The organism is Vibrio sp. BS-M-Sm-2 (assembly GCF_041504345.1).
GTDB lineage: Bacteria > Pseudomonadota > Gammaproteobacteria > Enterobacterales > Vibrionaceae > Vibrio > Vibrio satsumensis.
This window is the reverse complement of sequence record NZ_CP167895.1, coordinates 982,386-1,003,324: the sequence shown is the minus strand read 5'-3', so window position 1 is coordinate 1,003,324 and position 20,939 is coordinate 982,386. Positions and strand designations below refer to the sequence as shown.

Here is a 20,939-nt window from a genome sequence, read left to right as displayed (position 1 = left end):
TTATAGACTGTACATCTAACTTACAGCGTTAAATTATTGTCTTCTATCATTTTTTGTAAAATTTGTGCTTCTAATGCACTGCTACTATCACCCTGATACAAATCATCATACGTCACCTCGGCGAGCAAGATATTTTGTTGGACGTCATCGTCTCCATTGGCCTTAATCGAAATCGTTACGCCTTCCGCTGATTCTTCTAGATCGAGGTACTGTGTCGCACCAATGCCCGTCGCGATACCTAAGCCACCCAGGATACCTGACAAATCAATCGCATCCGTGTCTGGTGAGGCATCAAAATCTTGAACCACATCGAAGCTCGGCGCATCTGCACTGCCTAAACCTGTAGATTCAAATACAAAGCTATCCGAGCCTGTACCACCAATTAGCAAATCATTGTCATCTGTTGCGGTAATCGTAGAGTCACCTTCAGCCACAAACTCAACCGATACGGTTTGTGGGAGCCCTACCGCTTGGTTATTACCGATTTCTGCTGATGGCTCAATCGTTAGATCAAATTGATCACCACTGTTGTAGCCCCCGGTAATCGCTACATTAGGCACATCCGCCAAGTTCACCACGTATTGTCCGCCGACCATCGAACCATGTGAGAAAGTCAAACCGGCAGGTATGTCATAGATGGTAATAAAACCCTCCTCAGAATCGGCAGGGTTAACGAGAGAAATATCTAGACCAAGAGGAATCGTGCCGCTTGCTTCAGAGACAATTGATGGGTATTCGAGGCTTAACAACGGAGCATCGGGCTCTGGTGTAATCACCAAAGTCATATCTTGTGAACTTGGTTCGCCAGTATCTGTTACCAAATTACCAAGCACCGTATTTTGGTCAACCGTTTGACCAGTGATCGTAATATCGAGGTTGCCCCAAGCGTCTCCAGCAAAGAACTCAAGCTCATCAACGGAGCTCGCAGTCACCAGAATAGTAGCGTGAACACCACCAACCCCATTAGAGATAAACTGCGCGGTTTCAGAGCCAATGCGAATTCTATCAAGCCCAATTAAACCTGAAGGATCCGAAGTCCCATTTACCGTGAGTGTAATTAATAAAAACTCGTCACTGTTGGTTTCAAAACTATTCGCATCAAGTGGAATAACAATACCTTCATCTTCACTACCAATCAGCTGTTCAGGTAGGTCGAAAAACTCAACTTTATCACCGATAGGATTCACACCGACGGTAAACTCAGATTCTGTATAACGAATATCTGTTGTACCAATTTCTTGAGTGATTGCCTCAAGAGCAAGATCCATATCCCCACTGAAATCCCTTGGCGGCAAAATAACTAGGTTCGCAAGCTGACTTGGATCCAACTGCCATTCGTAGGTAGGGTTTCCATCGAAGGTACCGCCATCAGCGCCATTGTTTGGAACCAATTCATAGGTATCTCCTACTTTAATTGCGACAACTGCGCCTTCAGGAACTCCCTTTAATGAAAGCGACATATTTTCAGAGCCATCTTGGTCAATCAGCTCTGCGCTAAGTGATGACAATGAAATATAGTTGTCTTCGTCACCTACTATATTCTCCGTCACCAGGTTCGCCGCATCAGCGACAGGCTCAACAGTAATAGTCACCACCGTCGTTTTATCTTGCGTATCCGTTTCAGTCACGCAATCCGCTTCATCGGTAATATTTGCTTTCACAGTGAGGGTAATTTCACCACTGTAATGTTCAGGTGGAGTTACCAACACGTCACTCAATCGGCTAGGGTCTGTGACCGTCCAAGTGCCATCGCCATTGTCAACTAACAGCCCGGTGTCTGTTGGAGTTTCAGACAAGGTTGCTCCATTCGAAATGCTCACCGTTAGAGAGTTAACGGTTTCTTTACCAGTAGCGCTGTTACCTTCACCTGTTATTAACTGCCCTGTTTCAACGCTGTCACCAAGGACTAGCTCAAGATTAAGGTCTGTCGCGGTGTCTTCTTGAATGATTGTAGCGTCAGTCACGACCGTAATGTCGTCCACAACGGGTAGAACTTGAATACTGATGGTTTGGTCTGTTGTAACGGTATCTCCGTTACAAGGAGAGGTCTCAATGGTTTCAATCGTAAAGTTGATACAGCCAGCAAAGTCTTCATCTAAGCCCGTTAACGTTAGTTTCGAGAGTCCATCTGCAGTAATTGAATAACCGACGATCTCACCAGAAGCATCGTATTCAGCAATCACACCATCACCGGAGATCTCAACGCCTTCAGGAAGTGAATCGGCAGGAATATAGAAAGAGATTTCATTGCCTGGATCACTGCCAACATCGGTGTTTAACAAACCAGTAAGATCAATATCTTCCCCTTCAGGTGTTTTAATTTCGCCATCGGGTTGAATCGGGCTTGGTGGACCAACAGGATCACAACTGCCGCCACCGCCATCATGACCAGTAATTTGCAGCGGGAAAGTCGCATCAATATATCTCGCATCTTCGCCATCAATCACACGAGCACGAACCACAATATCCAGTACCGGAGTATCACTTGGACTGGAAATCGTCGCATTATCTAAAATGTACGCTGCAAGCTCTTGGAAAGAGTCACTCGTTAGCCCATCCGCCGATATAATCCAATTCCCCGAGCTATCTTGCGCGGCACCATTAGGGTGCTCAACAATCAACGAATAGCCGTCGGGAATTTCGATCAAAATATAATCGAGGTACTCTGACCCATCGATATCCGCGTCGACGAATGTCACGGCGTTAGATATATCAACAGGCGAGCCATCTGTACTCTGTAAAAGCTCTGTAGAGCCTTCTAATCGAGTATCTAACTCGACACGAGCATCGACAGTCACGCTAATAGAACCAGTAATATCTTTAATATCCGTGGCACCAGTTGGAGAGGTATCCGTGACTTCATAGGTGATAGGAATCGAGAATGTTCCGCTTAAATCTTCTGTCGCTGTAACAGAAAGCCTACCGCTGCTTAGAAGATCCGAAAGCGTTGGAGTTGTTGAGTCCAGTAGAGTATCCAAATCTAAGCCTGAGGCTGGAATCTGAATAGCACTCCCATCAAAATAAAGAGTGAGATCTGCAGGTAGGCTATCAATGACATATCCCGTCAAGGATTCGCTGCCATCAATATCCTGATTCACTGAAGGCTCGAGGTTAAGGCCTATTTGACTATCTTCGATCCCTTGAGTACTCACCACTTGACCGTCTTTTTGGTCAACAATAGGGGCTAACTCTACTTTAAGTGTCATCAGAAATTCACCCGAATCACCATCGGGCTCAGTTGAGATAGCAATAACGGTGAGTTCTAATTCACCACTAAAGTCAGGAACCGGCTTGAGGTACAGGTCATTCAGTTGAGCGTTAGATACTTGGAATACAGGTCCTGTAACACCATCAACATACGCAATCGTCAGTGACACTGGTTCACCCAACGCATCCACCAGAAAAGTGCCTTCAGGGATGTTGGTCAGGAGTATGTTGATCTCTTCTGATACATCGTCGTCCGAAGTTTGGACAACAAAGTCGAGGCGAATCAAACCATCTTCATTGAGAACAGATTGATTACTGATGACTTTAGTGTCGCTATCATATTCCCAGTGTGCATTACCTCCGTCCACGACAACAGGCTCATCCACTACACCTTTGAGGAAAATATTAATGGTTTTAGTGTCGCTAAGCGCGGTCACATTAACAGGGTCTAACGAGTCAATGGTCGATTCATAAGAAACGGCAGTCACGTTAATGAATAGGTCTTCCGTAAAGGAGCTGATGTCTTCTTTTGGTATTAAATAAGCGGTGCCGTTCTCTATCGCTTCAGCAGAAACGAGATAAGTATTAGGACCAATCAAGACGAATAATCCACCTTGAATTGCCCAGCCGTCTTGTACTTCAATTTGGTAATTAAACGTTTCAGAGCCGTCAGTATCCGTCAACGCTCCATTAATAACGTCCTTTAGGAAGATGTTTTCATCTTCCTGACCTTTGTAATCTTTAACAGATAAAATTGGAGTATCCGCATCCGGTGAGATCTCAACGACTACTGCATTGACGATATCGACAGTTCTATCATTTGGGTCAGCAAAGGTATTTCCTGCTTCTGTCGCAATCGCAGTGATATCAAATTCAAATCGACCCGCGAGGTTCTCATCGGCTCTGATTTCCATGCTATCAATTTCGCTCTGAGTATACTCTTTCCCCTCTTCAACCATCTTTCCGTTCAAGGTGATGTTTAGCCCTTCAGGGATGCCACTTATGGTGTAAGACAATTCTTCAGATGTATCTTGGTCAACCAATTGAGCGGTGATATCTAGTTTAATGGGGTTAGCATCGTCTTCTACGGATTGGTAGGTGAACACTGAATCAGACCACTCCGGAGCATCAGCCACGGGTAATACGGAAACGGCAACATCAGCGGTCAATTCTTTTGGTACCGTATCGGTACTAATGATCGCGTTGATCGCCAAAATAACCGTCGACGTGGTATTGGATTCATGCAGAGCTGGACGATAGGTCAACTGTCCATTTGGGCCAGTAAACTGACTATCAATCGCTGCTAGCTGACTTCCAGACAAGGTGACTTTGCCGTCTACAACTTGAAGCAATACACCATCAAGGTACAAGCTACCACCGTTTAACGATGCTTCTGAGAACTCAATAGCCGTAACGGTTTCACTTTGGTCGATATCTCCGATTGAGACACTGACGACAATAATCGCTTCGTTATCTTCTGTGGTTTCTGAGTCTTCATAACGAATAAAGCCTTCGTTATCGTCTAATACAAGCTCAGCGTTACTAATGACTTCATCGCCATCCGCATCTCGCACCAAATAGTCAATGTCATCGACGATCTTGGGATTGGTAGGGGCAGTCGTTACATTCGGGTTCGTCGTTAGCTGGTAGCTACCATCTGATGAGAGAGTAAACTGGCCGTATACGCTACCACTGTCAAAATCGTTGATTAGATCAATGGTTATTGGGGTATCAGCATCTACAAAGGTGTAGGTAGTACCGCGATAATCGAAACTAATAATAGTTGCGCCATCAGCACCAGCAAACTCTTCCGTTAAAAACTGTCCGCTAAGATTGTCGCCTTCCACCAACTCAATAGAGCCACTTCGCCCAGTTGGAACTGCGTCAGTTACGTTTACAGAATAGATAGCAGGGTCTGAACTGTCTCCATCCGCATCGTTAACCACCAATTCGAAATTAAGAGCTAAGTTGTTCTCGCCATTATCGCCATATGCGTGATCAAGTGGCGCATAGAGATCAAACTCAGTTGTCCCGTCAGTATTAAAACGGATCCTAAACACGTTGTTTCCATCAGAGTCTTGCCCGTAATACCAACCATCGGAGTCAACAGCCTGCAAGGAGATCGCTTTTCCGGCACTGGTGTAACTAAGTGCATCAAAAGCAGTGGTGTTTACCGTGACAGAAACAACATCATCAGAGCCCTCAATAATACCTAAAGAAGGACTGCTATCCTCTGATCCAACTTGCTGGCCGTCTCCTAACAACCCATCCTCATCAACGGAGATACTTCCAATTACCGATATTTGAGGATCTTTACCGTCATAGATTTTGATGTCAGACTCTTGCGTGTCTCTCGAACCATCGGAATCAATGGTGACGATAGAAGCTGGAATCGTCAGCTCGGTGTCTTTAGAACCTGAGCCATGATCAATGGACTGATACAGTTCAATAACGACATCAACGTTTGTTGAGCCATTGGCTTCAAGGCTGAAGCTGTCTGGTAATTTGATTCTGAAAACAGCATCGCCATTACCAAGAACCGCATCAAAGTTACCATTACCATTATCACGCCAAGTCAGCGCTTCACCATTGCTGGTTACCGCTACACCATCGCTATCTAGAACAGCTTGGCCCGTGGTCACATCCAAACCTAAGAAAACCAGAGGGTCATTGCCCGCGGTAACAGCTAAGCTCACGTTTGCTGTTGAACCAACTCCCGATGGAGTGTTATCAGCAACGGGAATTTCACTCAATTCCACCATTCCAGAGCCAATCGTTGGCTCACCACCATCAGTCACTGATACATTCAGGGTTAATTTGGTTTCATCGTTATCATCATCTCTAGCGGTAACAACAAATGGAATTTGGTCCGTAGCAGAGCTTTGATCCAAGCCTTTGTTTAGAACAAATGTGTAAGTTACATTCGAGTCAACCTGGCTGTCGGTTTGAGGGAAACTAAGCGTAAAAGCAACGTTCTCCGCACTGACAGAACCAACGTAACCGGTGAGCAAGTTTCCGTTAGGGGAGACAGTGTAGACAATCTGTTCGCCTCCGCTAAATAACAAGGGTTGATCAGCTAAGTTGAAAAAAAGTGCCCCCTCATAGTCACTACCTAAATTGAGGCTGAAAACACCGGTGCTTGATGCAGTGCCACTTGAGAGATCAGATTCATCAATGACCGCATTGCTCACACTATCTAGGCTAGGATTCGCCCCATCTTTGACTACCCACTTAAAATTGCCGTCAGTTAATGCGGTGCCATCCAAATCAGTCCCTTTAACGTTCAATGATAATGTGAGTGAATCTCGGACAAAGTCGTGGTTAAGCGGTTTATTCAACACTAAAGTAACGTCCGCCAAAACATCATCACCACTCGCGCTTGCTGCTAGCGTCAGTGTAAAAATAGTTTCGCCGCCAACTTGTGCTGTAATCACTTTACCGTTAGCTGACAAGGTGTAAGAGAGCGGTATCAGAATATCACTCGTAGTTATATTCAGTGCATCGAGTTGATTCAAAGTGCTAATATCAAAAACTAGTGAGTCTGGATCAGGGTTATCAGAACCTCCCAAAACGGAGAACTGACCCACTACCGTTTGGATACCATCTGCAACATCTGTTTCTATTGTTGTCGTACTACCATCTACAATGTGACCACCTGCACCATCAATAATATCGATAATAGCAGTACCACTACCAAAGTCGTTGCTGATATCCCCAGCGACGTAATTAAATGTAATATTTTGGCTGACCGTATGATCAAGGTTTCTATCAGCAACAAAATTCCAATGACCATTCGCAAATACAGTCAAGGTGCCTTCGCTAGTAGTAAATGAAACTGGAGAACCACCGACAATCGTCTTGGTCGTGCCATCAACTTCAACACTTTTTATCGTAAGTTGAGTATCTAGGTCTATATCGTTATTAAGGACGTTGCCAGATGCAACTTCCCCCTCAACCATTTGATAAGATTCATCAAAAATAAGTGGTTCAGAATCTTTAATGATAATAGGTAAATGGCCGATGACCAGCTCCGTAGTGCCATCAGCGTCCGTTTGCAAACCTTCAATAACCAAAGACGTTTGAATAGAATTTAAACCTGTCTCTTGGTCAATCGCCTTATAGAAGTTGATGTTTACGTTACTGCCAGAAATAGCAGCATCGAATACAATTTCGCCATCGCTTCTTGTTCCGGTTAGGCTTTGTTTGTCACCTGATACGGTAATCGTTATCGACAAGCCTTGAGAAGTTAGCGACTCAGCTATAGTTTGATCTTCGCTAAACGAGAAATCTGCAAAATCGATCCGAATATCAGAAGTTTGTGTTTCGTCTCCAAAAATACCGATGATGTTTTCCGAAAACACAACAGATTCAGGAAGAATAATCGTTGGCATATCATCGATGGCTTCGTTGCCGACTGTATTGAAAACTTTTGCGTCGATCGTCCATTCTGCCGACGAATCCAATGCAGAGATGTCAATGTTCTCCACCTGCCAATTACCCGCGGAATCAACTACGCCCTCAAAGACTAGTGTCTGAGTTCCGTCGCTTACTTCAATGTAAACCGGTAAACCTTCTGCAACATTGGTTGTACCCTGCATGGTGGTAAGTTGGCCACTACGAAATGCCAAAATACTAAAACCATCTAACGTATCAATATCAATAACAGGCGAAACGGTATCAATAACAATGACCCCGGCACTATTTACTGCATTCGCTGGGTTACCAGCGATATCAATAGTGTCAGCCTCAATGGTAATACTGCCATCAGCAAAACTCGTTAAATCGACGCCTTCGACAGACCAAGCACCGTTCACAACCGTCGCCGTCAGCGCGATAACGTTGGTGGTGCTGTCTGAAATACGGATATTGACCGTTTGACCATCCTCAACATTTTGGACGGTACCGAAGAACTTGGCAGACTGAACTTCGAAACTGTTGAGAACACCATCGCCGCCATCATCAACACTTGCGGTGATGCTCGCTAACGTATCTTTGATTATGGTGTCTGTCGCTGTGGTTGGGTTTCCGGCAATATCGATGGTGTTAGCAATCACCGTCAACTCCCCTTCCGCAAAACTTGAGTAGTCTTGTAGAGTGAGAGTCCATGTACCACCCGATACGGTCGTTGTGTATTCTTGGGTGAGTCCTTGGCTATCGGTAATGGAAATGCTTATCGTCTGACCATCTTCAACATTGGCTACGGTGCCGACTAGCGCTCCGTTGGCAATTTCGAATTGGTTGTAAAACTCATCACCAAAACCATCAAAATCAACATCGATTGTAGCTAGGGTGTCTTTGATTGTAGAGTCGTTGGCCGCAATGCTGTTACCAAACTCATCAGCAATGACCGCATCGACCTTAAGATCCCCCTCAGCCAATGAAGAGAGATCAACACCGTTCACAACATAGGTTTCATCGCTTGTGATTGCTGTTGTGGTCACCGTATTACCATTAATGTCAGTGATCGTTAGCAGAACGGTACGCCCGTCTCGAACATCAACAGCGGTACCCGTTATCGTGACTGAAGGCACTTCGAACTGGTTTTCGTAACCGTCACCACCATCTAAAATATCTACGGTTAACGCAGCACTCGGTAAAAGTATGTCGAGGTTGCCTTCATTCGATGTTGCGTCGTCTTCAAAGTATTCTGTTGGTCGAGTATCAAAACCGGCTTCTGCCAGGGTTTCGTTTAGTGTAGATCGGACATAGGCAATAAAAGAGGCACTAGCGCTAGGTTGGTCGTTTGAAGCACTCGGCTGTTCTGGCGAGCTTTCAATGTTGTTTACAAGCTGTGTCACAACCTTTTCCAACTGTTGTTCTACAGCTTCTATTTGTGGTTCTGTCAGAGGTTGAGTCTGGTCCAAGTTTTGAGGTTCAATACTCACCACTTGCACGCCCTCGACCTTCGCTTGCGCAGCGGGTAATGGCTGCCAAGTACCGTCAGGAAACACCTGCCAAATTACCCCGCCAACTTCGATATATAAAATAGGATCCATCCTAAACCTCTTCCTTACAAAAACGCTGACCTTGAGAACATCAATTTACTCAATAAAAGGCTGGAGAAATCAGCGAACTCTCTCTCATAAATACTAGCAAACAACAAATCATTAACAGTTAATTAATTACCATTGATACGCTGTAAAGTAAACCGATATGCTGTGACTTGCATTCAGTTATATCTATCGTCACAAAATACATTCAATGAATGTGTCATAATGTTGAAATTACTGGTTAATTTTCAAGGAATGTCATGACTGCAACGAACTATCTCAACCAATTGAATCAAAAGTATCTTGCGACTCATAAAGCGAAAGAGGACTTCTTTTGGGATACCTATATGGGAATCAGTGACGACCATGATGGTTCGACACTCGCGCAGACTCAGTGGACCGAGTTTCTAAGCTCTGCCGAACAGATTACCGCTATTGAAATGCAACTTGCTGCTATCGATGAAATTCAAGCCCCCCAAGAAAAAGAAAGTACGTTTACAGGCTTAAATGGCTGGTTGGCGACCTTTAGAGCTCACGCTATTGAGTCTGAGCAGTCACAGAAGCTTAAAACAGACCTCATAAAATTTGAGGCTGAACTGTTTGAGAAAAAACAAAATCACGTAATGACTTACGTCAATGAAACGGGTGAAGAAACAGAGGGCTCCTTGCCAGTTCTAGGCTCAGCAGTTAGAAGTAATAGTAATGAACAAGTAAGGTTTTCTGCACACCAAACACTATTAAATTTAGAGCAATGGCTGCTGGTTAACGGATTTATTGAGCTGATCAAAAAGCGTAATAAGTTTGCCCGATCTCTAGGGTTCAAAACATTTTTTGATTACTCAGTCGTTAAAACTGAACAGATGACCACTGAGCAACTGTTCTCGATTCTGGATGACTTTGAAACACGTACCCGTGATAGTCACCAACAAAGCTTGAAGAACCTAGCAGAGCAAAAAGGTCAGAGCGCCCTCGAAGGCCATAACTTCACCTACTCTTTTGCTGGTGACGTGATGAATGACCTCGACCCTTATGTCCCTTTCTCAAAGTCATTAAGACGCTGGATTGAATCTTTTGGTCGCCTGAATATCGAATATTCACAAGCCACACTGAAGTTGGACTTGCTTGATCGCAAAGGTAAATACCCAAACGGCTTCTGTCACGGGCCTATTCCTTCGTTCTATGACCAAGACACCTGGGTACCTGCTCAAGTCAACTTCACTAGTAATGCTAAGCCCGATCAAGTAGGCAGCGGCTATGATGGGATCAACACACTGTTTCACGAAGGTGGGCACGCTGCGCACTTTGCTAACGTGAAAATGAACGCGCCGTGTTTCTCTCAAGAGTTTGCACCTACCTCGATGGCTTATGCGGAAACCCAGTCTATGTTCTGCGATAGCCTATTGAATGATGCCGATTGGTTAAAACAGTACGCACTTAATGCAGAAGGACAACCGGTGCCTAATGAGCTCATCAAAGCAATCATCGATAACAAACAACCCTTCAGAGCTTATCAAGAACGCAGCATTTTAGTGGTTCCCTATTTCGAGCGAGCACTTTACGAATTGGCAGATGAAGATCTGACGCCTGAAAAGATCACCGCTCTCGCTCGTAATAGTGAGAAAACGATTCTTGGATTGGCTTGTAGCCCTCGCCCATTAATGGCGATCCCGCATCTATTGTCGGATGAAGCGTCTTGCGCGTATCAAGGTTACCTACTGGCTCATATGGCGGTGTATCAAACTCGTGCATATTTCACCGATAAGTTTGGCTACTTAACGGATAACCCAGAGATCGGCCCTTTGTTAGCTAAGCACTATTGGTACCAAGGAAATAGCGTGAATCATAATGGGACAATCGAAAGCCTAACTGGGGAAGGTTTTAATGCCAAATACCTCGCTGACGAGTGCAACTTATCGCCAGAGGAAGCATGGGCTATTGAAGAGCAAAAAATCAAACAGCTATCGACAAGAGAGCGTGCACCAGTTGCTGATTTGAATGCGAAGATATCGATCGTTGATGGGTCAACCGAGTTGGCGAATAATGATAAATCAAACCATCAGATGTGTGATGAGTTTGAGCACTTTATCGTTGGGCAATACGGTCGATAGATTGTGTTTAAGCCTCTGTAACAAAAATTGAGTTCAAAACTAAAATGAAAAAAGGACGATAAGTTATCGTCCTTTTTAGATTCAGCTTGGGATCTATATCGTGAAACATGCTGAGCGAATTTTGCTATTAAACTCAACATCAACAGAATCAACACTTCTTAGTGATTTTCGATGAATGCCGAATACCTGCCCCGTCAAAACAATATAAAACTTTTCTGTTTTGAGTAAATTCCAAGCTTCATCAAGAGATTCAGCATAAACCTTGTTCTTGAGATCTTGTGGGCGAGTACCTGCGACTCTTCCATGTTTACGTGCCAATTCAAATAGTCCGTTTCGATTCGGTTTACATGTAAACAGGGTATCATTTCCGTAAATAACACCCTTGGCAGTAATGCTTTCAACCATTACATTTCTCCAAATAATAATTCCACTCGTAACACTTGAGTGGCATACCACATGTCGATTTGTGGATGCTTAAACTGCGAAAAGAAGAGAACATGGTGTAACGACCGGGCAAGCTATTACACCATTACCATCAAATTTCTTAGAAGCTCTAAGAATTCAAGTTCTTAGAAGTAGTAGTAAGCTGCTGCGAATACGTGAGTTTCTTCATCGTATTGCGCACTAGTTTTGCCTACACGGTAACCATCCAGGTCTTGCTTGATATCAATGCCCATGTCAGCGTTGTCAGCAATACGGTACATTGCCGCGATGTTGATGTAAGAAGCATCGACATCGGCTTGGCCATCAAGTTCATTGCTGCTAGATGCGTAACCCGCTGCGATTGTTAGGTCTTCAGAAAGTGTGTAGCCACCCGAAACGTAGTAACCCGTATTCTTAACAGAGTCACTCTCTTCAATCCAAGAGTTCACGCCTAGTTTAAGAGCACCAACTTTAACGTTACCTGTCACTGTGTAAACTTCGTAATCAGCATCGTCATCACGAGCTTCATAACCAGCGTATAGGTTGAATACTTCTTGCTCTAAACCGATGTAACCATTAATGCCTTTATCCGCATCATTATGATCGTCACCTGTTTCAAAGTAAGAAATACCGTAAGCGATACCATTGGTTGCACCCTGGAACTTAACCACGTTGAAGCCGTCTGAAGCATCGCCAGCAGAAGCACCAAACTCATAGGTGTTGTCGCCAGCGCCATCGACTTTGTCTAGTGCTGTATCATTTTCCCAACCGAATGAAGCGATACCAAAGCCAGTGTCGAAACCAATCCATGCTTTGTCTACGTCGGTTGCCGGGCCAGTATCAATACCGTTTGTCCAACCAGCAGTTGCTGCATTCGCTGAAACGTTGTTATCAGTGGTGTAGTTGACCATCATGTCAGTTTCAAAGTAACCAACAATACGGTTGTTACGGTAGTTTACCGCAAGAGTAAGACCGGTTGCCCAGTCATCGTAGAATGCTTTAGAACCCGTATCGTAGTAACCACCAACACCGAAAGAGCCTGATACTGAGAATTGATCTTTGTGCATTGAGTCAAATGCAAACATGTCTTCATTTTGGCTATTTTGGCTGCTTGTGTTTACAGCAAAAGCTGAAGTCGAGATGCTTGCAATCGCAAGTGCTACTAATGTCTTTTTCATGATAACCACTACCTATATATTGATTCGGCCTTGTTAGTCCGGCCTTTTGGAGTGGCGCTATTGTTCAAAAAAATACGTTATTGATATACCGTAAATTTACTGAAATTTTATAGCTTTGGTGAATTAAATTACATAATGATATGTTGATATGGCTTTTATATTGAGAATCGCAAGCCGAGCGTAAAACCGATATCGGTACTGTTATCCATATTACGGATGTTCTCAATCATCACGGGGTTTGTTAGGCAGAATTAAAAGCCTGAGCCTATAAAAAACATCGTTCAATTAATGCAGTAAATATACTGCTTATCACTCTGTAATATAGAACCAAGAGTTATAAAAAAACGGAGACTAGAACCTCTGATATATATCAGAATCTTATCTTGCACTGAGCTAGTTGAACGAATATCTTCTGTGCATTGACCCAATGAATGTATCGAGTAAGGAAAAACGTGTCTGCTTTAAACCTAAGTTTTGAACAACTATTAATGAAACAATCGACCTCACTTATTAATAGCGATCCTAAAAACTTTCAAACAACTTGGTCAGAAGCAAGTTTTGACGTACTCGATTGGTTTGGGATCGATCGTTTAACGCTATACCCTAATTCAATGGTTTTACTTGAAGATGGGAAAACGTGCTCGGTTTCCAAAGCAAACATACCTCCTGTCGATAAGAAAAGTTTGGTTGGCGGTAACTATCTTGATTACCTAAAGCTCTTGAAAACCAATGAAACTTATCTCACTTTTACCAGTGACGAGCTCGTTTCAACCAAAAACTATGTGTTAAAGAAGATCTACAAAGAAGGAGGAAGGTGGCATTGCATCATTCCTTTACAGCTGTTTAACCAACGCTGGGGAGCATTGTCTTTCACTAACTTTCACGACAACGATACCACCTTCGATCTCGAAGATATCCAGCGCTTAAAGTTAATCTGCGAACTTTGGCTCTGTTATTGGCAACATTCAACGTTAGCCAGAACGCTAAAACAAAATGAGAACTTGTTAGAAGATGACAGTGAGAAGCTATTGTTACTCACAAAAAAACAAACCAAGGTTCTGGCTCTGATTGCTCAAGGGTTTAGTGCAAAAGAGTGTGCCGATAAACTTCACTTAAGCTCGAGAACCATTGAGTCACACAAGTACCGCATGCTAGGTATGTTGAATCTAAACAGCCATAATGACCTTATTCAGTTCGCCTTGCGCAATGGTTTAGGTATTGCAGAGAACCTGCATACAACACGTTAAAACAAGGTATTCGATGCCCTTCTGCTCTTTATATATTAACGTTCGATGTTTCTTGAGATCAATAATACCAGTTACTCGTTACCTTCACTCAGAGCAAATTTGATCTCGTCTGAAGAGAACCCCTTTCGACTGAGCATTGCGTAAGCCTTGGATCGTTCTTTATGATCATTTAGATCGTAAGATTTCTTCTGTAACTGTTCTAAACACGAAGAATAGAAGTCTAGTTGCTCTTCGTTAATCAATCGTTCGATTAGCGATGACAGTTCACTTGTGTCGATTTGTCGCTGCCTAAGCTCTTGCTGAATGGCAGTCAGGCCCTTGCCTTTACGAGCATACTTCAACACCTCTTTTTCCAAATCGGCTTTCTCGGCCTTAATTTGAATGTTACTTTTCAGTTGATGCGCTTGTGGGTGCTGGTCAATCGCTACCTTAACTTGTTGATAGCTAAAGCCACGCTTTTGCAGGGTCGCGACTAGCTTTTCACGGCTCATAGTAAAGCTTGAGTAATAGTGGTTGATTCGTTCTATCAAGATGGTTTGTTCATCAATAGACTTTTCGAAGGACACCTTATGAATCGCATCAGAAATCACAGAGTCCGTCAGACCCTTCTTCTTCAGTTTTTCGACAATATATCGAGAACCAAATTCACCAGAAAAAGCTTGTTCCACGAATTGTTCTGCAAACACTTGGTCAGACTTGAGATACCCAAAGCCTTTCAGAGTCCCTAAAGTTTCATCGATCCATTCTTGATTGTCGGTTTTTACTTTGAGCTTCGCAACCAACTCACTTTCCGTCATATCCCTCTGAGTTAAATGCCACATCGCAGAGTTCATAACACTTTCAATTCGCGTCGCTTTTCTTACCGTTGTATTTCTACTATTCGTTTTTTGCTGTGAATCATCCATTCGCTTTCAACTGTCCAGATTGAGCCTACCCCATCATAACTTAATTCTAAGATGGGTGGAGTGACATAAAGAATGAGGCTCAATATAAACGACAGCCAAAAAAATGGACGCTTATTCAGCGTCCATTTGATATCACATTAAGAATGATGGCTCGAAGCCACACTTAGCTTTTACGTAATCGCTCTTTTCGAAATTGCTTCTCGTACTAGCTCTTTCGCTTAGTTCTCTTCGTGATTGTAAATATGTACATCTCGTTGAGGGAATGGAATCGTGATGCCTTCTTCATCGAAGCGTTTCTTCACGGTTTCCGTCACATCCCAATACACATCCCAGTAGTCATCAGTCTTAACCCAAGGCCTTACGACAAAATCTACAGAAGACGTATTCAAGGTATGAAGCTTGATCATATGCTCTGGTTTTTTCAACACTAGAGGGTGCGCAACAATGATGTCGTTCAATACCGCTTTCGCTTTATCGATATCATCTGAGTAACCAATACCGAAAACCATATCAACACGTCGCACACGCTCTGCCGTGATGTTGTTGATCACGTCACCCCAGATTTTGTTGTTTGGGATCACCAAGCGTTGGTTATCGATAGTTTGAACGGTCGTCGACACTAAGCTCATATCTTTTACCGTGCCTTGCACGCCCGCCACTTTAACCATGTCGCCCACATCATAAGGACGGTAGATCAAGATCATCAAGCCAGAAGCAAAATTAGATAGCGTATCTTGCAATGCGAAACCAATGATCACACCGGCAACACCGAAACCTGTTAGTAGTGGTGCTAGCTCTATCCCGATTTGCGACAGCGCGATAAGCAAACCAATAAACACGACCGCTTTAGATGCGATTGATACAAAGAAGTCCTGCATCAATACACTAAAGTCCATTTTCGAATGCGAAACGCTCTTACGAACGGTTTTGCGTGCGACGTTTGACAGCAAACGAGTCACATACAAAATACCCAAGAACAGAGCCAGTTTGACAATGAATGAAGGGGTATTTTCAAAAGCCCATGAACTGAACGAACGAAGCCAACCATCCAACAACTCAAGTGCAACATCAACATCCAATACATCGGCGTTAATGTCTCCCGTCGTTGCCAGCAACACTCGCTTGTAAGAAGTCACGTCGACGCCAAACGGTTCCATTAGTGTGATGGTTTCTTCTAAGCTCGCCACCATTACACTAGTACGCTCGCTGAAACGCTCAAGCTCCTTTTTAATGGTCGCTTTCTCTTCTTCATTCACGAAAGACAAACGCGCTTCTAGATCTTGTCGCTGTGTGTCTGTGTAAAGAATGGCATTAGTCAGGTATTTAGAGCGAGACACCAAGTCAACTTTTAGAGCTTTTTCCGGTACAGCTACATCAACACCACGCTCTTTTGACCACGCTAATGTTTTAGCGAGCTGTTGGTAATAGGTGTCCATCATTCCGATTCGTTTCTGAATGCGTAATTCAAGACGTTTCTTAACATCACCTTCAGCTGAACGATTTTCTTTGCTCAATGTAACGATTTTAACTTCATTCAATGCCAACAGTTTTTCTAAGAGTTCAACCTGCTGAGAAAGAATGACATCAAGTCCATCTTTTTTGTCAGATGATAATTGAGAGAATATCTCTTCACGTAAGGCTTGATTCTTACGCCTTAATATATCCTCAAGAAAGGGCTTCTCTGCATCATGCGCCGTTTCTAATGTTGCCAGATCGAGCATTAATTGATCTTGTACTTCTGCTATTTTATCGACACTTTGTGCAAAACTTCCAAATGCAACAAACGCCAACATTAACAATAGACAACGCCAAACCTTCATCATATTAATTCCTATTACTGTCTAAATTGACCCTATAAATAGTAGTAAAAAGAAGATGGATAACAAGCATTTAAACGTATGTTATGTTAAAACTTCGCAAATTATCAGACAGCTTCTAATATTTGAGAGTTCCAATCCCCACTTATGACCTGTAGAGTACGCATCCAACAAAGAACAATGGCCAATATCTTCACTCGGGCACATGCACTAAAGCGCCTTAAATACGATGTTGGCTCACAGCAAGAGAGCATAAAAATGAACAACGAACTTGATATTATTGAGTCTCTAGAAGAACTAGAGCAATTCCTAATTTCAGTGGAAGCTGGCGGTTTAGGCCTTGAAGGCGTTGAAGGTGTAGGCATGGCAACCAATAATTCTGATGGCCGTCACTTCGTTGCTGTATTCAACAGCAGCCATAAAGTTCTACTTGCTCGTTGGATCACCAAAGAAGTCTTTGATAACGGTAAAGACTTGGTACGTAACGGCCCTCGCCGCACTCACTAAGTTTTTCCAATAGTCCTAATGATTAAAGCCCAACACGTTCATCTACGGCCTGTTGGGCTTTTTTGTATCGCCTCTTGGAAAATAAACCACTCGATACACAATAAATTCGCGATAACTGCCGATTGTTGTGAACTTTAACTAGAGCTCAATGTCGTATTCGCGTGAGTTGGTGATTATACGGCGTTTATCCTATATCTGCTGTTTCCCGCACTAATACATAGTTTCACTTTAACAATTTTATGACTTGTGGCGCGAAGAGAACTTATCTAAGCTAGCCACAATCCAACGAGCTCGCTTTAGCTACTAACTGATTCGATTACTGACTGATTTGCTAAATACACCATTACTTTTCTTATCTACACAGAATCGCCGACAAAAGCATTCGCTTTGGGCGCTCTTTCTTACCGGACTGGTTATCGTAACCTGTCTGGCAAGTACGCTATCTGTAAAGAAAGTATCGATTTCAACTTCTCTCATTGGTCAATCTATCCTAGTTGATGCACAAACTCACACGGAAGCCAGTAACCCTCAAACCGACATCGCTTCTTCAGAAAAAATGACCGCTCTATACGCCAGTGTTTTCGGTTTAGAAGCTTCTAAAATGTTAACTTCACCCAATTCAAGTTCATGCAGCCTAAGTTCAAAAATGCTGACCTTTGCCGCCCCAAAAACCGGCTGGCTGATCCCACTCGTACTTATTATTGCTGTTGCATTTAATTTACCGCCTCACATCTCAAGGTTATCTAGAGATAATCATCGCTCTACTCGACCTACAAAACACCGATTGCATCTAAAGCACTGTATATTTAGAGAGTAAATAACCGGGCTACTACACCCTTTTATTTATTTTTTGGAGATACATTTGTGTACAACACACTACTAACTAAGTTTGTCGATTCATTGGCATTCTCTATGCGTACATGCGCGAAAACCTTAGTCACTGCCCTTTTGGTTATGACGTCATTTACCGCCTTGGCACAGACAACGGGCTGGCTTAGTGTGCCTGAGCATCCGCCTGTTAAGATGCGAATGATGTCGACAGGTGAACAGTCGGATGACGGCTCTAAGATCCAAACCGTGCTCGATGTCGTGCTCGACGGCGACTGGAAAACCTATTGGCGTAGCCCAGGCGAAGGTGGCATTCCGCCAAGCTGGGACTGGTCTGGTTCAACAAACATTGAGTCAGTAGATTGGCATTGGCCGATACCTAAGTATTACGAGCAGCTTGACGTCATGACGTTAGGTTACAAAAAGCACGTCAGCTTTCCTGTCACGTTAACCCTGAAAGACAACACAAAGCCTGCAATATTCAGGGCGTCGTTTACCTTTCCGTCGTGTACCAATATCTGTGTGTTAACCGATTACGATATCGAACTGCCGATTGACCCACAAACTTTAGCGCTCGATGAAGAAGCGATGTTTGTGTTCAACCAAGGCATGAGCCAGTCGCCACGAGAAGCTAACCGCACTGCGGTGAACGGTCTATTTTGGGATAAGAGCAAGCAACAATTAGTTACTCAGCTAACAAGTAAAGATGGCTGGGATAAGCCTATGGTGTTGATTGACGGGCAAGAAGTGATTGATGACTTCTTCTCTCAACCAAGCGTCCACATCACAGACAATACAATGACAGCCGTATTTGATGTGAGCAACTGGATCGGTGAAGTCGACTTAACGGACCGTACAGTGAGTGTCACTGTTTCAGACAGTAATTTTGCCGAAGAGATGACGGCTCAAGTTGGGTCACAACCGATCACTTATCAAACAAGCAACAACGGTTTTCTGGCAATGATTGGCTTTGCTTTAATTGGTGGTTTGATCCTCAACATCATGCCATGTGTGTTGCCAGTATTAGGAATGAAGTTAAACAGCATCATTCAAAACCAAGGTGCATCTAATCGTCATATTCGACTGTCATTCCTAGCTTCTGCTTCAGGTGTCATTACATCATTTGCGCTGTTAGCCCTAGGTATGACAGCTCTAAAAATGGGTGGTAATGCGATTGGTTGGGGAATCCAATTCCAAAATGTTTGGTTCATCGGGTTCATGCTGTTCATCACTTTGCTGTTCTCGATTAACCTGCTTGGGTTATTCGAATTCAGACTACCATCAGGCTTAAACACTTGGATGGCAACCAAAGGCGATGACTCACATTCAGGCCACTTTGTTCAAGGCATGTTTGCGACGCTGTTAGCAACGCCGTGTAGCGCGCCATTCCTAGGAACCGCAGTCGCGTATGCACTCGGAGCAAGCTACCAAGAGTTATGGGCTATCTTTATCGCGCTCGGTATTGGTATGAGTGCGCCTTGGTTGATCTTTGCGCTATTCCCAAGCCTAACCAAGTTGCTTCCAAAACCTGGGGCGTGGATGTTCAAAGTTAAGCTGGTATTTGGCTTAATGATGTTCATTACCAGCCTTTGGCTAACAAGCCTTCTGAATCCATTCATTGGTAAATTCCCGACTATCCTGCTGTCGCTATTTATCGTGATTTCAGTGCTAGTTTGGATTGGCATGAAACTGGGTCGCAAGGTACTGATTCCTATCATGGCAACCACAACTTTGGTGTTTGGTGCTGCATTGATCGTCGGTAGTGTCACCGCTGATAACTGGGCGACACCCATTGTTGACGATCTCGCTTGGCAAAAGCTGAATGCGAAGCAAATCCCTCAGCTCGTTGATGAAGGCAAAACGGTCTTTGTCGATGTGACTGCGGAATGGTGTATCACCTGTAAAGCCAACAAGATCGGTGTCATCCTTCAAGATCCTGTCTACAGCCACCTACAACAAGAAGACATAGTTTTGATGAAAGGCGATTGGACGACACCAAGTGAAAGTGTCACCCAATACTTACAAAGTAATGGGCGATTTGGTGTGCCATTTAATATCGTCTACGGTCCAAGCTATAAAAGCGGTATGCCACTTCCTGTCATTCTCAACAGTGACACTGTCGTGCAAGCCATCGATGCTGCGAGATAACTGATGAAGACTCCCAACAATGAAGAGAGATCTAACACGGCTGAAGACAGCACTATAAAGAGTGAGGCCAAAAAGCCAAGTCGTCTTAAGAAGTGGGGAAAGGAACTGGTTTCAATGATACTTATCGTTGGCGTGGTTTCATTTGCCATGGACTTTTATCACAGCAGAAGTATGCCTCAGGGCGATGCGATTCCAATTGTGGGTCAATCGCTCCAAGGCGAAGATATTGATGTTATCGAGCTAAGCAAAAATGGTAAGCCAGTCATTGTCTATTTTTGGGCGACTTGGTGTGGTGCCTGCAAATTTGTGAGCCCAACCGTCAATAGCTTCAACGACTCCCATCAGGTGGTTTCGGTCGCTCTATCGTCTGGTCCAGACGAGCGTGTCCAGCGCTACTTGGATGCAAAAGAGTATGACTTCCCTGTTATCAATGATCTTTCTGGATCAATCAGCAGAAGTTGGGGCGTTAATGTCACTCCAAGCATCGTCATCATCAAAGACGGAAAGATCAGCAGTATCGCAACAGGCGTTACTTCTCCTATAGGGCTGTGGTTAAGAACCTACTTTGCCTAACTCGCTCA

10 protein-coding genes and 1 pseudogene are annotated in these 20,939 nt (G+C 43.8%); 5 read left to right on the top strand and 6 right to left on the bottom strand.

Going from position 1 to position 20,939, the window contains the following annotated elements; genetic code table 11:
• Positions 1–20 precede the first annotated feature (20 nt).
• The gene (locus AB8613_RS20450; protein WP_372384862.1) at positions 21–9,203 is read right to left on the bottom strand and encodes an RTX toxin; all 9,183 of its coding nucleotides are present in this window, start codon (positions 9,201–9,203) and stop codon (positions 21–23) included.
• Positions 9,204–9,457: 254 nt separating this feature from the next.
• Between AB8613_RS20450 and AB8613_RS20445 the strand changes: the two genes are divergently transcribed.
• On the top strand, positions 9,458–11,305 hold the full coding sequence (locus tag AB8613_RS20445; RefSeq protein WP_327784798.1) for a M3 family metallopeptidase: 1,848 nt from the start codon (positions 9,458–9,460) through the stop codon (positions 11,303–11,305).
• Positions 11,306–11,398: 93 nt separating this feature from the next.
• Here the strand turns inward: AB8613_RS20445 and AB8613_RS20440 are convergent, their stop codons facing one another.
• The 3 genes and pseudogenes from AB8613_RS20440 to AB8613_RS20430 all read right to left on the bottom strand — a co-directional run.
• Positions 11,399–11,710: a hypothetical protein gene (locus tag AB8613_RS20440; protein WP_146490899.1), complete on the bottom strand. Its 312-nt coding sequence runs from the start codon at positions 11,708–11,710 to the stop codon at positions 11,399–11,401.
• A 164-nt stretch (positions 11,711–11,874) separates the two neighbouring features.
• Positions 11,875–12,906 (bottom strand): porin, encoded by a 1,032-nt coding sequence (locus AB8613_RS20435; RefSeq protein WP_146490900.1) that lies wholly within the window; start codon positions 12,904–12,906, stop codon positions 11,875–11,877.
• 155 nt (positions 12,907–13,061) lie between these two features.
• A pseudogene (locus tag AB8613_RS20430) lies at positions 13,062–13,139 on the bottom strand (DUF3187 family protein); the annotation flags it as partial.
• Positions 13,140–13,358: 219 nt separating this feature from the next.
• Between AB8613_RS20430 and AB8613_RS20425 the strand changes: the two are divergent.
• On the top strand, positions 13,359–14,153 hold the full coding sequence (locus AB8613_RS20425) for a response regulator transcription factor (RefSeq protein WP_372384861.1): 795 nt from the start codon (positions 13,359–13,361) through the stop codon (positions 14,151–14,153).
• Between the two features lie 71 nt (positions 14,154–14,224).
• On the opposite strand, the gene AB8613_RS20420 is transcribed toward AB8613_RS20425, so the two are convergent.
• Both AB8613_RS20420 and AB8613_RS20415 read right to left on the bottom strand, forming a co-directional pair.
• The gene (locus AB8613_RS20420; RefSeq protein WP_371714405.1) at positions 14,225–15,058 is read right to left on the bottom strand and encodes a RecX family transcriptional regulator; all 834 of its coding nucleotides are present in this window, start codon (positions 15,056–15,058) and stop codon (positions 14,225–14,227) included.
• 218 nt (positions 15,059–15,276) lie between these two features.
• Entirely contained in the window at positions 15,277–16,881 is a 1,605-nt protein-coding gene (locus AB8613_RS20415) for a mechanosensitive ion channel domain-containing protein (protein ID WP_372384860.1), read from the bottom strand.
• Positions 16,882–17,133: 252 nt separating this feature from the next.
• On the opposite strand from AB8613_RS20415, the gene AB8613_RS20410 reads away from it, so the two are divergent.
• The 3 genes from AB8613_RS20410 to AB8613_RS20400 all read left to right on the top strand — a co-directional run bounded on the left by AB8613_RS20410 (position 17,134) and on the right by AB8613_RS20400 (position 20,931).
• Positions 17,134–17,382, top strand: coding sequence for a hypothetical protein (locus AB8613_RS20410; RefSeq protein ID WP_017062732.1), 249 nt, complete (start codon positions 17,134–17,136; stop codon positions 17,380–17,382).
• Between the two features lie 912 nt (positions 17,383–18,294).
• Positions 18,295–20,358 carry a protein-disulfide reductase DsbD family protein gene (locus tag AB8613_RS20405; RefSeq protein WP_372385801.1) on the top strand — a complete coding sequence of 688 codons (2,064 nt, stop codon included), beginning with the start codon at positions 18,295–18,297 and terminating at the stop codon, positions 20,356–20,358.
• Between the two features lie 3 nt (positions 20,359–20,361).
• Positions 20,362–20,931: a protein disulfide oxidoreductase gene (locus AB8613_RS20400; RefSeq protein ID WP_137002327.1), complete on the top strand. Its 570-nt coding sequence runs from the start codon at positions 20,362–20,364 to the stop codon at positions 20,929–20,931.
• Positions 20,932–20,939 lie beyond the last annotated feature (8 nt).